11 protein-coding genes and 1 tRNA gene are annotated in these 15,514 nt (G+C 64.2%); 5 read left to right on the top strand and 7 right to left on the bottom strand.

Features of this window, described 5'->3' with window-relative positions:
• Positions 1 to 32: 32 nt before the first annotated feature.
• A complete protein-coding gene (yegS, locus tag PJW05_RS11330; protein WP_271411792.1) occupies positions 33 to 932 on the bottom strand; it encodes a lipid kinase YegS in 900 nt (299 codons plus the stop codon).
• Between the two features lie 206 nt (positions 933 to 1,138).
• Between yegS and PJW05_RS11325 the strand changes: the two genes are divergently transcribed.
• On the top strand, positions 1,139 to 1,834 hold the full coding sequence (locus PJW05_RS11325) for a pirin family protein (protein WP_271411791.1): 696 nt from the start codon (positions 1,139 to 1,141) through the stop codon (positions 1,832 to 1,834).
• Positions 1,835 to 1,928: 94 nt separating this feature from the next.
• Here the strand turns inward: PJW05_RS11325 and PJW05_RS11320 are convergent, their stop codons facing one another.
• Genes PJW05_RS11320 through PJW05_RS11310 form a run of 3 tightly spaced genes read right to left on the bottom strand, consistent with a single transcriptional unit; the run spans position 1,929 to position 6,679 of the window.
• Positions 1,929 to 3,488, bottom strand: a complete 1,560-nt coding sequence (locus PJW05_RS11320) for an FGGY-family carbohydrate kinase (RefSeq protein WP_271411790.1) — start codon at positions 3,486 to 3,488, stop codon at positions 1,929 to 1,931.
• An 18-nt stretch (positions 3,489 to 3,506) separates the two neighbouring features.
• Entirely contained in the window at positions 3,507 to 5,081 is a 1,575-nt protein-coding gene (locus tag PJW05_RS11315; RefSeq protein WP_271411789.1) for a glycerol-3-phosphate dehydrogenase/oxidase, read from the bottom strand.
• Positions 5,082 to 5,083: 2 nt separating this feature from the next.
• Positions 5,084 to 6,679, bottom strand: coding sequence for an FAD-binding oxidoreductase (locus tag PJW05_RS11310; protein ID WP_271411788.1), 1,596 nt, complete (start codon positions 6,677 to 6,679; stop codon positions 5,084 to 5,086).
• A 126-nt stretch (positions 6,680 to 6,805) separates the two neighbouring features.
• Here PJW05_RS11310 and gliR point away from each other — a divergent pair, with 126 nt between their 5' ends.
• Complete coding sequence (gliR, locus tag PJW05_RS11305) at positions 6,806 to 7,837, top strand: AraC family transcriptional regulator GliR (RefSeq protein ID WP_271411787.1); 1,032 nt, start codon at positions 6,806 to 6,808, stop codon at positions 7,835 to 7,837.
• Positions 7,838 to 7,935: 98 nt separating this feature from the next.
• On the opposite strand, the gene PJW05_RS11300 is transcribed toward gliR, so the two are convergent.
• Together PJW05_RS11300 and moaB are read right to left on the bottom strand one after the other, a co-directional pair.
• Positions 7,936 to 9,150, bottom strand: a complete 1,215-nt coding sequence (locus PJW05_RS11300) for a molybdopterin molybdotransferase MoeA (RefSeq protein ID WP_271411786.1) — start codon at positions 9,148 to 9,150, stop codon at positions 7,936 to 7,938.
• Positions 9,147 to 9,686, bottom strand: coding sequence for a molybdenum cofactor biosynthesis protein B (moaB, locus tag PJW05_RS11295; RefSeq protein ID WP_271411785.1), 540 nt, complete (start codon positions 9,684 to 9,686; stop codon positions 9,147 to 9,149). Before moaB ends, PJW05_RS11300 begins: the two co-directional genes overlap by 4 nt.
• Positions 9,687 to 9,753: 67 nt before the next feature.
• Here moaB and mobA point away from each other — a divergent pair, with 67 nt between their 5' ends.
• The 3 genes from mobA to PJW05_RS11280 all read left to right on the top strand — a co-directional run bounded on the left by mobA (position 9,754) and on the right by PJW05_RS11280 (position 10,880).
• The gene (gene mobA, locus PJW05_RS11290) at positions 9,754 to 10,323 is read left to right on the top strand and encodes a molybdenum cofactor guanylyltransferase MobA (RefSeq protein WP_271411784.1); all 570 of its coding nucleotides are present in this window, start codon (positions 9,754 to 9,756) and stop codon (positions 10,321 to 10,323) included.
• A gap of 86 nt (positions 10,324 to 10,409) precedes the next feature.
• Entirely contained in the window at positions 10,410 to 10,631 is a 222-nt protein-coding gene (locus PJW05_RS11285; RefSeq protein ID WP_271411783.1) for a YgdI/YgdR family lipoprotein, read from the top strand.
• Between the two features lie 172 nt (positions 10,632 to 10,803).
• Positions 10,804 to 10,880, top strand: a tRNA-Pro gene (locus PJW05_RS11280).
• A gap of 66 nt (positions 10,881 to 10,946) precedes the next feature.
• Here PJW05_RS11280 and PJW05_RS11275 read toward each other — a convergent pair.
• A complete protein-coding gene (locus PJW05_RS11275) occupies positions 10,947 to 14,915 on the bottom strand; it encodes a calcium-binding protein (RefSeq protein ID WP_271411782.1) in 3,969 nt (1,322 codons plus the stop codon).
• Positions 14,916 to 15,514 lie beyond the last annotated feature (599 nt).

Genomic DNA, 15,514 nt, shown 5'->3' with positions numbered 1-15,514 from the left:
GAGCCAATACCACGACGCCAGCGTTCCGGCGCTCAGCGGGACAGCAGCAACGGCGAGTCTTGCGGCAGGTGTACCCGCACCGCCCGCTGTCGGGCGGCGATGCGCAGACCGGTACTTGCCAGGGGCTCGCCATCCAGGTTGAGATCCAGGCCCTCTGGGGCATCCACCGCCACCCAGGGCAGCCGCGCGCGAATGGATACCGCTTCGAGGCCGAGCAAGCCGCCAGACAGCAGGGTCGCCAGGGTGTCCGCCACGTCCTGGGGCGCGGGCACGATGCACAGGTCGAGCAAGCCATCGTTTACCACCGCCTGCGGGCACAGCGGATGCCCGCCGCCGGCCTGGCGCCCATTGCCGATCGCCACGGCCAGGAAGTCGCCCGCCCAGTCGAAATCCGGCCCGTGGAAACGGCCGAAGGACGAGTGAACCTCGGCGAAGTGGGTCAGCCCGGTGAGGAAATAGGCCGCCCCGCCCAGCACCTTTTTCAGCTCCTCGGAGGTATTGGCGGTGATCTTCGAACCGAAGCCCCCCGTGGCCATGTTGAGGAACAGGTGGCCATCGGCATCGCCCAGGTCGATCGCCCTGGGCTCCGACCCCAGCAGCGCCAGCGCCGCGTCCGGCTCCAGGGGAATGCCGGCCGCGCGGGCGAAGTCGTTGGCGGTACCCAGGGGCAACAGCGCCAGGCTGGCGTCGGGCCCGGCCAGCGCAACGGCCTCCGCCACGTCGCGCAAGGTGCCGTCGCCGCCGCCGGCGATCAGGGTCCGGTAGCCGGCGGCCAGGGCCTCGTCTACCAGGCGGCGGGCATCCCCACCCTCCCAGGTGACCCGTACCGCGAGGTCCCAGCCCTCAGCGCGGCGGACCCGCACGGCCGCGCGCACCTCCTCGTTGGTCGCCTGCTTGCCATGCAGGATCAGCAAGGCCTTGCGCTCGCCCATGATGACCTCCGTTGATCGGCAGTGGCCGGAGTATAGGACCGCAGGAACTTCGCAATGACGCCATCGACACGACCTCGGACGCCGAAAACATCTAATTGCTAGATATGAAGGCCAGAAAAATTGCGCTTTTTAATCGTTATATGATGATCGATCATGGCGCCATTCCTCTCGGAGACCTCCTCCGCGAGCAGACAGGAGACCCGAACATGATCGAAGTACGCCCCTTCTCCGAGTTGGGTGGCGCCCATCATGGCTGGCTCAATGCCCGCCACCACTTTTCCTTCGCCAGCTACTACGACAGCCAGCGAATGAACTGGGGCCAGCTGCGGGTCTGGAACGACGACGAAATCGCCCCCCACTCCGGCTTCCCGCCGCACCCGCACCAGGACATGGAGATCATCACCTACGTCCGCGAGGGGGCCATCACCCACCAGGACAACCTGGGCAACAAGGGCCGCACCGAGGCCGGCGATGTGCAGGTGATGAGCGCCGGCACCGGCATCGCCCACAGCGAGTACAACCTGGAGAACGAAACCACCCGGATCTTCCAGATCTGGATCATGCCCACCGCCTACGGCGCGGAACCGTCCTGGGGGACCCGTCCGTTCCCGAAAGGCGAGCGCTCCGGCAGCTTCGTGACCCTGGCCAGTGGCCTGGACGAGGGCGACGCCCTGCCGATTCGCGCCAATGCCCGGCTCGCTGCCGCCACACTGAAGGCCGGCCAAAGCACCGAATACCGCCTGGAAAAGGGTCGCAAGGCCTATCTGGTGGCCGCCAAGGGCCGCTACGAGGTGAACGGCGTAGCCGCCGAGGCCCGGGACGGCGTGGCGGTGAGGGATGAGGATGTGCTCCGTTTCACCGCCAGCGAAGACAGCGAGATCGTCCTGGTGGACGTGGCCTGACCCCTGTCGAGGCCCGGTATAGCGCCGCGGGTGGATGGAACAGCGCCACCCACCCTTGGCCGCTACTCCGCCATTCCCACAGTCCGTTCCGCCGTCAGGCCGGATACCCGGTGATCTCGCGGATCTTCCGGTACAGCGGCCGCAACTGCCGGTACATGCCGAGGTAGACCTCCCGGTACAGCCGCTCGTAGGTTTGGCGCGCCTGAGGGTCCGGCTGGAACACCTGCCCCACACGGGTCATGGCGCGGATCGCCGAGGGGAAGTCCGGGTACAGGCCAAGCCCCACCGCGCAGTCGATGGCCGCCCCCAGCCCCGAGGTTTCGTAGACATGCGGCCGCTCCGCCGGCAGGCCGAAGATGTCCGCGGTCAACTGCATCGCCGCGTCGCTCTGGGAGCCGCCTCCCGATACCCGCAGGCGGGTGATGGCGGTGCCGGAGCGTTTCTCGATCCGCTCCTTGCCCTGGCGCAGGGCGTAGGCCAGACCTTCGAGGATCGCGCGATAGAGGTGCGCGCGGGTGTGTACGTCGCCGAAACCGATGATCGAACCCTTGGCCTCCAGCCCGGGCTCACGGATGCCGGGCGACCAGTAGGGCTGCAGCATCAGCCCCATGGAACCGGGCGGCACACTGTCGACCAGTTCATCGAACAGCGCCTCGGGCTCCACCCCCAACTCCTTCGCCCGCTGCATCTCGCGCAGGCCGAACTCTTGCTTGAACCAGCTGACCATCCAGAAGCCCCGGTAGATCATCACCTCGGTGTTGAAGTGATCGGGGATGGCTGCCGGATAGGGCGGGATCAGCGCAATGGTTTCCAGGTATTTGCGCCGCGTGGTGTTGATCGTCGCGGTGGTGCCGTAGGACAGGCAGGCCACGTTCGGCTCGACCCCGCCGGCGCCAAGCACCTCGCAGGCCTTGTCGGCACCGGCGGCGATCAGCGGCAAACCCTCCGGGATGCCGGTATGCCGGCTGGCCTCGGCGGTGATGCTGCCCAGGCGCTCGCCGGGCTTGAACAATTCCGGCAACTGCTCGCGGCGCACCGGCATGGACTGCCATTTCCAGTCCCGTGGCGCGGCCCAGCGCAGGCGCTTGTAGTCGAACGGCAGGTAGGCCACCTGGCAGGCCACCGAATCGACGAAACGGCCACACAGCCGGTGACTGAGAAAGCCTGACAGCAACAGCACCTTGTGGGTGCGCGCCCAGAGTTCCGGCTGCTGCTGCGCCACCCAGTTGGCCTCGGCCTGGGCACGGAAATGGTCCACCGTGCCCTCCAGGCCGATGGCCTTGAACAACCAGCCCCACGGCCCCTTGAGGCGCCCGCGCACCTCGGCCTGGCGCTGGTCCAGCCAGAGGATGGCCGGACGCAGCGGCCGCCCCTGCTCGTCGACATTGATCACGGTGCCGCGCTGGGTGGTCAGGGAGACGCCGCGGATCAGGCTGCGGTCGATGTCCACCGACGCCCAGAGCAGCCGACAGGCCTCGCCGAGACTGGCCCAGTAGTAGTCCGGGTCCTGTTCGGCCCAGCCGGGCTGGTCGGAATAGTAGGCCTGCAGCGGCACCTTGCCCTTGCCCAGCAGGTTGCCTTCCAGGTCGAACAACAGGGCCCGTACGCTCTGGGTACCGTTGTCGATGGCCAGCAGATAGCTCTTTTCGCTCACGATGCGTCCTTGTTCTTGTTATTCGGGCAGGCTGTAGCTGCGCCGCCAGAGCGACAGGTAGTCCGACTCTTCGCGCAGCCAGCGTGGATCGTCCCAGCCCAGCAGCGGCTGGCACAGGGCGCGAATACGCGGCAGCAGGGCACGCCCGCCCTCCGGTAGCAGCAGGCCGATGCGCGTACGCCGCAGCAGCAGGTCGTCCAGATGCAGCACCAACTCGCCCTCCGCCGCCCAGGCCAGCTCGGCCCAGAGGGTGTCGGTGGCACCAATGCGTTCATTGCCCAGCGACTCGACCCGGCGCGCCAGCTCCGCCAGGGCACGCCCGTGTCGCCCGGCCAGACGCAGGCGCTGGGCCGGCGACAGGGCGGGCAGGGCCGGAACCGAGCAGGGCTGGAACACCGGACCGTCCGCCTCGTGCAGCTCACGACCGACAAAGCCCGCGCAGGCACGCAACACCTCCAGCGCCAGCAGGCGGAAGGTGGTGAGCTTGCCGCCCGCCAGGGTCACACAGCCGGGCTCGGTCCAGAGCATGTGTTCACGCTTTTCGTCCGACGGTTTCAGGCGCGCGTCGCCATCGCTCACCACCGGCCGTACGCCGGCCCAGGTGGACAGCACGTCGTCCCGGCCGATGTTCAGCGCCGGGAACTGCTGGGCGCAGGCCTCCAGCAGGTAATCCACTTCAGCCACGCTGATGCGCGCGTCCTGTTCCAGTCCATCCCGATGGTCGAGGTCGGTGGTGCCGATCACCGTCGCGCCTTCCCAGGGGAAAACGAACACCGGTCGCCCGTCCGCCGGGTGCATGAAGCTGATGGCGTGGGCCAGGGGCAACCGCCAACCCGGCAGCAGCAGGTGGCTGCCGCGCAACGGGCGGATATGCTCCGTGCCCTGTGCCGCGCGCAAATGGTCAGCCCAGGCGCCGGTGGCGAGGGCCACCGCGCGCGCGCGGAAGGTCAGTTGCCGGCCGCTTTCCAGGTCTTCCGCCTGCAACCCGGTCACCCGCCCCTGCTCCCGTAACAGCGCTGCGACGCGCAGGCCATTGAGGGCCTCGCCCCCCTCGGCGCGCGCTTCGCCCAGTACACGCATCACCAGGCGGGCGTCGTCGGTCACCGCATCAAAAAAGCGGGTACCGCCGCGCAAGCCCGCCTCGGTCAGACCCGGCACCAGATAGCGCAATTGTTGCAACGGGTAATAGAGGTGGTTGCGCTGCCCAGCCAGGGCGTCGTAGACCGCCAGCAGGCCGCCGAACACGCGCGGCCCCGGGAAGCCGCCACGATGGGGCATGACGAAGCTCAGCGGGTCCACCAGGCCCGGGGCTTCCGCCAACAGACGCTGACGCTCGCGCACCGACGCGCGGGTCAGGCCGAACTGGCCCTTGGCGATGTAGCGCAGGCCGCCGTGGACCATCTTCGACGACCGGCTGGAGGTGCCCCAGGCAAAGTCCCGCTGCTCCAGCAGCAGGCATGTCCAGCCGCGTCGCGCCGCCTCGCGCAGGATGCCGGCGCCACAGATGCCGCCACCGACCACGATCAGGTCCCACTCGCGACTGGCCAGCTCCGGCAAGGCGGACGCGCGCCAGTCGGCGTTCCAGAGGCCCATGCTCAGTCCTCGAGCAGCACACCGGGGGCCAGGCGCCCCTCGGGATCGAAATGCGTCGCCAGGCTGCGCAGGGCGGCCATGCCCAGCGGCCCCTTCTCCACCGGCAACCAGGGCGCGTGGTCGCGGCCGACACCGTGCTGATGACTGATGGTGCCGCGGTTCTGCGCGATGACCTCGCTGGCGGCACGCTTGAGCGTGCTCCAGCGCCTCAGCGCCTCGGCATAACTGTCGCCGGGCCGGTAGACGTAGGTGGTGTAGATGCTCGAACCCTCGCCATAAACGTGGGAGAGGTGGGTGAACACATGGACCCGCTCGCCCTCCTCCTCCAGGCCCGTGCGCAGGCTCGCTTCGACCTTGCCGAGCAGGTTGTCGACATTGACCCAGTCGGTGGCGGTTTCCAGGGTATCCACCACGTAGCCGGCACTCCACAGGGCATGGCGCAGGTAGGGAAAGCGGAAGCGGTTGTGCGCCCATTTCTTGCCCAGCAGGGTACCGGTGAATACGCCCCCGAAGCCCTTCAACAGACGGCGGGCCTGCTTCAGCGAGGCCGCATTCTGTGCGCGGTTGCCGGTGACGCCGAACGTCAGCATGCACTTGCCGGCACCGGCACCCCGCAGCGCCAGGTATTTCTCCAACAAGGCGATCTGCCCCGGATGGCCGGCCAGGGCCAACTGGGTTTCGGTTTCGATGGCGTTGGACAGGCGCAACATGGACAGCGGCACCCGCGCCTGGGCGAGGCGGCGAATTGCCTCGAGCGCCTGACGCCAGTTGGGCAGAAAGACCGCATAGAAAGCCTCCCGCTCGGCCAGCCGGGAGACCCGTACCCGCACCTCGGAAATCACCCCGAAGCGCCCTTCCGAGCCCAGCACCAGCTCACGCAGATCCGGCCCCGCCGCCGATGCCGGGAAGGTCGGCAGCGCCAGGGGACCGGCGAAGGTTTCCAGGGTGCCGCCGGCGAAGAGCTGCTCGATGCGGCCGTAGCGCAGGGACTGCTGGCCGCTGGAGCGGCTCGCCACCCAGCCGCCGAGGGTGGACAGTTCCCAGGACTGCGGAAAATGCCCCAGGGTGTAGCCGCGGGCGCGCAACTGGCTTTCCACCTGCGGGCCGCTGGCGCCGGGGCCGAAGGTCGCGATCTGGCTTTCCTCGTCCAGTTCCAGCAGTCGGTTCATGCGCTCCAGGGACAGGGTCAGCACCGGCTTGCCGCCAGCCTGGGGATTGATGTGCCCGGCCACCGAAGTGCCGCCGCCATACGGAATCAGCACCAGGTCACGTTCGATGGCCAAGGCCAGCAGTTGGCGAATCTGCTCCGGGGTTTCCGGGAAGGCGACGCCGTCAGGGAACACGCCGAATTCGCCCTCACGCATCGCCAGCCAGTCGGGCAGGCTCTGGCCACGGGCGTGGCGCACGCGGGTCTCGGCATCCAGGCTGATCAGTGGATGGGCCTCCAGGCGCGAGGCCGGCACGCGCGCCAGCACCTGCTCCAGGCTGGCGTCGGCCAGGGGCTGGCCCGTGCCTATGCGCTCGGCCAGGAAGGCCGCCCCATTGGCGGGCAACTCCACCACCGTCGCCTCATCGCCCCAGCCGTTCCAGCGTCGCATGCCATTCTCCTTGTTCGGGTTGTTTCGGAGGATTTCGATGGCTGCCTATACTAGCCAGCCGCGCCAAGGCGTCACTGTCGAAACGGGACAGTGGCCATCGCCAATCAGGACATAACAAGAAAACGCATGCACGCCCTCGGCTATACCTCGGTTCCCGCCCTTCTCAAGTACCTGCGCCATGCGGAACAGCTCGGCCTCGACCAGGCGACGGCCCTGGCCGCCGCCGGCATCCGCCCGGAAGACCTGGCCGACAACGGCCGGCGCCTGCCCAGCGAAGTCCACGAGCGCCTGCTGGCCCACCTGATTCGCGAGTCCGGCGACGCCCTCTTCGGCCTGCACTCGGCGCGCTACGTGCAACCCGGTTCCTGGAGCGTGCTCGGTTACATCACCATGAACTGCGCCACCCTGGGCGAAGCCATGAGCCGCATCGCGCCCTACGAAAAACTGGTGGGCGACATGGGCGTGAGCCGAATGGAGGCCGACGGCGATCTGGTGCGAATGATCTGGAGCTGCCGCCACCAGGACTCAGCGATCCGCCGCCACATGGTGGAGAACGTCCTCGCCTCCTGGCTGCTCTACGCCCGCTGGATTGCCGACATGCAACGCTCGCCACGGGAAGTCTGGTTCGAACACCCGCAACCGGCCGGCACCCGCCCCGAAGACTACGAAGCGGTGTTCGACTGCCCGGTGCGTTTCGAACAACCCTGCAGTGCCCTGCTGGTTCCCCTCGAATACCTGGGCGTGCCGCTACGCCAGGCGGATGCCAACCTGCTGCGCACCCTGGAAGAACACGCCCTGGCGCTGATCGCCGGGCTGGACAGCGACGAACCGCTGCCACAGCGGGTGAAGAACGCCCTGCGCCTGCTGCTCAAGGACGGGTTGCCGCGCAAGGAGCGGGTGGCAGAGAAATTCCACATGACGGTGCGTACCCTGCAGCGCCACCTGCAACAGGCCGGCACCAGCTACCAGCAGATTCTCGACGAACTGCGCCGCGAACTGGCCGAGCACTACCTACTGCGCAGCGACCTGCCGATCCAGGACATCGCCTGCTACCTGGGTTTCACCGAATCCCGCTCCTTCCATCGCAGCTTCAAGGCCTGGACCGGGCAAACGCCGGGGGAGTATCGCGAAGCGGCGCGACGGCGCCTGAGCCTGTAGGAGCGATTTCAATCGCGAAGCAGGCTGAAGGACTGCCATGGGGCAGCCCGGATCGCGAATGAATTCGCTCCCTCGAGGGAATGTCAGCGGGCTCGCGCTCAGGCCTGCAGCTCACTCAACGGAATGAAGCGCACGGTATCGCCCTCGACCAGCGTGGTGCCTTCCAGGACCTCCACCAGCCCCTCGGCCCAGGCCGCGCTGCGCAGCACGCCGGAGCTCTGGTTGGGGTAGATCACCGCCCGGCCATTCTCCAGCCGAGCACGCAGATACTCGCGACGATTGCCCGGCTTCTTCCAGGTGAAGCCGGCCGGCACCACGAAGCCCAGCGGCTCGACCGCCTCCACGCCAAGGCGACGCAACAGATAGGGCCGCGCCAGCAGGCCGAAGGTGACCAGTGTCGACGCCGGATTGCCCGGCAGGCCGATCACCGGCACGCCACGAAAATGCCCGAAGGTCAGCGGCTTGCCCGGCTTGATGGCCAGCTTCCACAGGGCCAGCTCGCCCGCCTCGCGCAAGGCCACGCCAAGGAAATCCGCTTCGCCCACGGAAACGCCGCCGGTGGACAGGATCAGGTCCACCTGCCCCAGCCCGGCCAGGGCCTGCCGGGTGAGTTCAAGGTCGTCGGCGAGAATGCCGGCATCCACCACCGCGCAGCCCAACCGCTTGAGCCAGGCAATCAGCAGGCTGCGGTTGCTGTTGTAGATCTGTCCCGGCCCCAGGGGCTGACCGGGCGGCACCAGCTCGTCGCCAGTGGAAATCACCGCGACGACGGGACGACGGCGCACCAGCAATTCGGCAGCGCCCAGGGAAGCGCAGAGCCCCATCTCGATAGGACCAAGACGGGTCCCGGCCGGCAGTACGGTTTCGCCGATACGGGTTTCCTGACCACGGGCACGAACGTTCTGCCCGGCCCTCAGCGGTTCGAGGAAGCGCACGCGGCCATCGTCCAGCACCTCGGCGTTTTCCTGCATCTCCACCAGATCGGCGCCTTCGGGCAGCGGCGCGCCAGTAAAGATGCGCGCGCAGGTCCCTGGCTGCAGCGGCTGCGGAGCGTCACCGGCGAGGATGCGCTGGCTGACCGCCAGCGGCTCGCCCTGCCAGTCGGCCAAGCGCAGGGCATAGCCATCCATGGCGCTGTTGTCCCAGGGTGGCAGGTCGAGCCCCGCCACCAGTGGCTCGGCCAGCACCCGACCATCGGCTTCGGCCAGGGCGACAGGCTCGGCGCCTGCGATGGGGGCGTCAGCGGCCAGCGCCAGCAAACGCGCCAGGGCGTCCTCCACCGGCATCAGACCGGGACGGTCGCAACCGCTCATCCGCGTCCCTCGCAGGCGTTGGCGCGGGTCAGGTGCGGCACGAAATTGCACGGGCGATGGCGGTTGTCCAGTTGCTCGGCAAGGATGCCGTCCCAAGCGGTGCGGCAAGCGTTGGTGGAGCCTGGCAGGCAGCACACCAGGGTGTCGTTGGACAGGCCGGCCAGGGCGCGGGACTGCATGGTGGACGTACCGATATCGCCGACGGAAATCTGCCGGAAGTACTCGCCGAAGCCATCTACCTGCTTGTCCAGCAGGCAGGCCACGGCCTCGGGGGTGCTGTCGCGACCGGTGAAACCGGTGCCGCCGGTGATCAGCACCACCTGCACATCGTCGTCGGCGATCCAGGTGGCGACCTGGGCGCGGATCTTGTACAGGTCATCCTTCAGCAGCACCCGCGCGGCCAGGTGATGGCCGGCGGCAGTCAGGCGATCGACGAACAGTTGGCCGGAGGTGTCGGTCTCCAGGCTGCGGGTATCACTGACGGTAAGAACGGCAATGTTGAGCGGCACGAACAGCGCCTCGGCCTTGTGACTCATGGCAGGCTTCCAGTTGTAGGAGTGAATGCCCGGTGTTATATCACAGCGCCGCCCTGGAGACCGTGCCATGTCCGACAAGCCCCTGCCCCCCTGCTCTGTCCTGCTGCTCTCGGGCGGCCGCGGACAGCGCCTGGACGGTCGCGACAAGGGCCTGGTGGCGTGGCGGGGACGTCCCCTGATCGCCTGGCTCCACGAGAAGGTCCGCCCACTCACCGACGACCTGATCATTTCCTGCAACCGCAACGCCGAGCGTTACGCCCACTGGGCCGATCGGCTGGTGCATGACGACAGCCCCGGTTATCCCGGACCACTGGCCGGCATTCGCGCGGGCCTGGCGGTGGCCCGGCATGAGCAGGTATTGATCCTGCCCTGCGACGCCCCCCTGGTGGACGATGCGTTGATCGCGGAACTCCTCGGCGCGGCCTGCGAACGCCCGGTAATGGTCCGCCAGGGCGAATTCTGGGAGCCGCTGTTCTGCGTCCTGCCGCGCACGGTACTGCCGGTTCTGGAAGCCGGCTGGCAGGCCGGGGAGCGCAGCCCGCAACGCATCCTGCACACACTGAACCCCGTGGCCGTAAGCTGCCCGAACGGTGATCCACGCCTGGCGAACCTGAATACGCCGGACCTGTTCGACTGAGGGAACAGGCCAGATTGTCGGAACTTTGCCAGGAAGTTCTTCGTCAGAAGCTGCGTACAACCAGCGTAATCATCAAGGAGATGACGATGAACCAGCGGATGATCCCCGCTTTCCTTCTCGCAATGGGCCTTTTCACTCTGGCCGGTTGCTCCTCACCGGCCGTGATCACCCTCAATGACGGGCGCGAAATCCAGACCGTGGACAAACCCGAGTATGACGACGACTCGGGCTTCTACGAGTTCGAACAACTGGACGGCAAGCACGCCAAGGTGAACAAGGATCAGGTTCGCACCATCAAGGAACTCTGAGCCCCATGGCCCGCTGACGCCGCCGCCGCGCAGCGGGCCTTCGCCCCGCCCACGACCCCGCGCCATCCGCAGCCCGCCGCTCTTGCCCTCCTTCCCGCGCAAGAAATTTCAAAAAAATTTTCGCTAACCCCTTGTAGGCCAAAAGTTTTTCTGTAGAATGCGCGCCACACAACGGAGCGTAGCGCAGCTTGGTAGCGCGTCTCGTTCGGGACGAGAAGGTCGCTGGTTCGAATCCAGTCGCTCCGACCAAATCCCGAAAAACCCGCCTAAAAGGCGGGTTTTTTATTGCCCGGGATTTTTTGGCCAAAGCCCGAATCAACGCCAGTTGGCGGCAAGCACCGTAGACAGCGAGGACTGGTAATTCGGCGGCAGGCTGGTTTGCGCGGCCGCCGGAGGAGCGAAGGCGGCCATGGCATCCACCAGGTTCTGCACTTGGCCATCCAGCAGCGTTTTGCCATCGGCGGACTTGAACTGCTCGACGTGGAAAGCCGAGCCCTTGTACCAGTCCTTGATCAGCAGGCTGTCATCCGTGCCGATGACACTCACCTCCAGATCCTGGCCGGCATTGACCTTCCGGAACCAGATCTGGCTGGCCGATACACCGTCCAGGAACTGCACGACATCAGTATTCCCTGCTGTGGCGTCGTTCTCCACCAAAGTGTCGGTCCCAAAGCCCCGGCCAAACAGGTACGTATCATTGCCGGCACCACCGCTCAACGTATCGTTGCCGCTGCCGCCATCCAGACGATCATTGCCCAGTCCACCCCACAGCTTGTCATCACCCTGGCCTCCTTCCAGCGTATCGTCGCCCGCCCCACCGTTGAGGGCGTTATTGCCACGGTTGCCGACCAGCACGTTATTCAGGGTGTTACCCCAACCATCGATGTCCTCGTTCCAGAGCTTGAGCGGCTCGATGGTGTAGATCGCATAGCTGCTGGCGACATTCGCCGCCTGGCGGAATTTGTCCAGGCTTACAAAGCGCGTCATATCGCTGACTTTCTGCCGACCGGAATCGGCGATGTAAAAGCCCAGCAGCTTGCCGCTGGCTTCACCATAGGCAGCCCCGGTCACGGTGACGACATGGTTCACCGCACCGCTCGCCCGGTGGGTAGGATCATCCCAGAGTACCCCGGCGTTGACCGCGACAATGACACCTCGTCCACTGCGAATGAGATTGGCGACCCCCTGTTCGTTGTAGCCGGCCAGAAGCTCGTTGCGTATGCCGAAGCGATCGAGGATCGCCTGCTGCTGAACGAAGTTGGATCCGCCCCGCTCGTAGACCGGCCTGGCCGGATCGATCACCGCCCAGTTGTTGTCGATGGCGACCTTGACCACTTCCCCCTCCGTTGTCGGACGGTCCGCCTGGGTCAGCAGGTTGGCAATCGACGTCAGGGCGCAGGTGCCCTGGAAATTGGGCACGGCATCGCCCTGCATGTAGTCCAGCTCGTAGCGCTTCGGGTAGCCGTAAACCAGGCTGCGCTCGCCATCCACCAGCCCTTTTTCGGCCTTGGCAAAGTCCAGAAGAATGAGGTTTTCCACGTTGTCCGCCAGTGTGTGACTGATGCTGCTCTGCACCGTGTCCACACCCTCCCCGGCCAGTTCAATGGTCCGGTCGCCGGCGTTGTCCACGTAGTAGGTATCGTCACCCGCGCCACCAATCATGGTGTCTTTGCCAGTCACGCCATCGAGGATGTTGTTGCGGCTGTTACCGATGAGCTTGTTGTCCAGCGAGTTGCCCGTGGCGTGGATATCGAAGCCTTCTACCAGGCGCAGCTCTTCGATATTCGCGTTCAGCAAGTAGTTGGAGCTGCTGATGACCGTGTCATAACCCTCGCCAGCCTGTTCGAGAATTACATCGTTGACACTGTTGACGATGTAAGTGTCGTTACCCTTGCCACCTTCCATTAAATCGCTGCCGGCACCGCCATCCAGGTAGTCATTACCGAGTCCACCGAGAAGCGTGTCATTGCCTTCACCCCCATAGAGCCAGTCATTGTCGAGTTCACCGGCAGCAAGGCTTTGCTTGCTTTCGTTGGTGCCGGTGAACCCCATCAGGAAGTCATCACCCGCGCCGCCGTACAGCACATCGTTCCCGACCTGGCCGAAGAGGCTGTCATTTCCATCGCCGCCATACAGGAGGTCGTGGCCATCGCCACCTTGCAACTCGTCGTTGCCCGCTTCACCGAACAGGGTGTCGTTGCCCAGACCACCCAACAGCAGGTCATTGCCGGCACCGCCATGCAGAATGTCATCGTAGGTCTCGCCGGCAGACAGGGTTTGCTTGGCCTCATTGGTGCCCATGAACCCCATTAGCAGGTCATCACCATCGCCTCCCCAGAGAATGTCGTTGCCAGCCTGGCCGAACAGCCGGTCGTTGCCCGCCTCGCCCAGCAATCGGTCATGGCCATCGCCTCCCTGCAACTCATCGTTGCCAGCACCGCCATACAGCACGTCGTTGCCTTCGTTGCCCGCCAGGAAGTCGTTCTCGGTGCCACCATCCAGCACGTCATTACCCAGTCCGCCATAGAGGTTGTCCGCACCCGCCCCGCCAAACAGGCGGTCATCGTCGGTTTCCCCCGGAAGCAGGCTCTGCTTGGTCTCATTGACCGCCGTGAAGCCCATCAGCAAGTCATCGCCCGCTCCGCCCCAGAGGACATCGTTGCCGGCCTGTCCGAACAGCCGGTCGTTCCCAGCCTCCCCCAGCAGACGATCATGGCCGTCACCGCCCTGGAGCTCATCGACGCCGTCACCACCGAACAGGACGTCGTTACCCGCATCCCCCCGCAGATTGTCGTTACCCTCGCCACCCTCCAGCAGATCGTTGCCCAGCCCGCCTATCAGCAGGTCGTTGCCTTTTCCGCCATAGAGGCTGTCATCGCCGCTGTCGCCACTGAGTCCGTCATCGCCATCGGCGCCGTGCAATACATCATTGCCGTTGCCACCGAACAGCTTGTCGTTGCCGATGCCGCCATCGAGATAATCGTCGCCATCCTGGCCTTGCAGTTCGTCGTTGCCTTCCTCGCCGTACAACCTGTCGCTTCCGGCATAGCCCAGCAACGTGTCGTGGCCGGTACCACCCCAGATCGTGTCGTTGCGCGCACTGCCCCCCACCAGATCGTCACCACCACCGCCGAGGAAGTTCACCAGCAGCGCGCTGTTGATGAAGCGGTACTGTGCGTAGTAGTTGGCATCGAAGCAGTCATTGCCCTCGGTACCGATCAGGTAGCTCTGGTTTTTGTAATTGACCTTCACCTGCGTGGGCTGCCAGACAATGTACCCCTCATAGGCCAGGAAGAATGGGTCGGCATCGCGCAGAGCCCGGTAATTGCTTGCAGGAACGACCTGAGTGCGATTCACACGGCCCGGCAACCCGGCGTTCTCATCGGGTCGCGCAGGTGCCGCCAGGACGCCATTGCTCCGGCGACCGTTGCCACGGGTGTAGAAGCCGTAATCGGTATCGCGGATCTGGGTCATGCCCGCCTGCCCCAGGGTCAACAACTCACCGGCATCGAGCAGACCGTTCTCGTTGAGATCCGCCCAGGCCCGAAGCGTGCCCAACTCGTTACCGCTCAACTTGCCATCACGGTTGGCATCCAGCGCTGCCAGCATTGCTGCGGACTGGGTTTTGCCGTTGCTGTCGAGGAAGACCAGGGTCTTGTTAGCGATGGAAGGAGCGTTATCGGTGGCGGGCGTGCGCGATTCGTAGAAGGCACCTATGGGGGTGTAGCGCAGGCCGCTGGTATCCAGTTTGAAATCGAAACCGGGCGCACTGGAACCTTTTAAGGAGTTCACCAATGTTGTGGAGAACCACTTGGTGAAGTCGTTATAGTAAGTCTTATCGAAAAGACCTCCCGCATAGTGGCTGGTAAACTTTTTCTCGAATACAACCAAATCGACAGACTTCTGCTCCTCCTGATGAATCAGATCATAGACCCAAGAACCAAGACTTACGTTATTATTAAAATAATTAATACCATAATCTACCAGAACTGCCACCGAAACTGAGGCAACCTCTCTTACATGAAACTGACTCTGAACATACTCCTGGAACCCTTTATCTTTTCTTAGCGAGTCAAAAACCCTATCCAGCCCTGCCTTTTGAAGAAATTTGCCTACTCCAACCTCAGTCAGGCCGGCCACAGCGGCAACACCGAGAAACTGAGAAAAGGCCTGAGCGACATCTAAGGCACTATCAACGCTCCGAGCAGTATCGTATGCATCTATTGCGGACTTCAATCTATCCGCATTTTTCATCAGAACTGCAGTTGTTCCAAGCATTCCCATAGCCAAGTGCTCCTTTTATTCGCATGCAAACAAACTAACCAAAAAAAACCTAAACGGTTTTGACGCAAAATAGGAAATCAAAAACAGAATACACATATCCAAAAGCCTCCCCTCCTCCAGAACAAACTGAACAACAAAAACCAACAAAGCCGAAACCAAGGACATTGAAACCAATGTAGTTTTCTTGACCAACCTTACTCCCACAACCAACAATGGATAGGAAGGAACGAACAAGAAGCAAGCCAAATATCCAAGCCCAACCGTAACCTCCTTCATCGCTCCGCCTGCCAAATAGAAAAGAAACGCGCAAGTAGCCAAGTAAATATCTTCAAGAGCTTTTAACCTTTGCCCCACTTATCCCACCTCACACCAACGCAAAGCCGATTTTATTTCACTGAAATTTGTTTATCGCCACTCAACAAGAAGGACAGATTTACTTTTACAACCCCCCTCCTGATAAACATACTTTCTTCCTGCTGCAGCCACTTTGTAAGTAACCGTGCATTGCTTATTCCCAGCCATACAACCTCCTTAACCTCTATATCTTTGGCTTGTAGTAAGTAAATTAGAAATAAGTTCCAGCCCCCGAATACATCACA

The organism is Pseudomonas sp. Q1-7 (assembly GCF_028010285.1).
Taxonomy (GTDB): Bacteria; Pseudomonadota; Gammaproteobacteria; order Pseudomonadales; family Pseudomonadaceae; genus Metapseudomonas.
The sequence above is the reverse complement of the archived record's forward strand: the minus strand, read 5'-3'. Positions and strand labels throughout refer to the sequence as shown.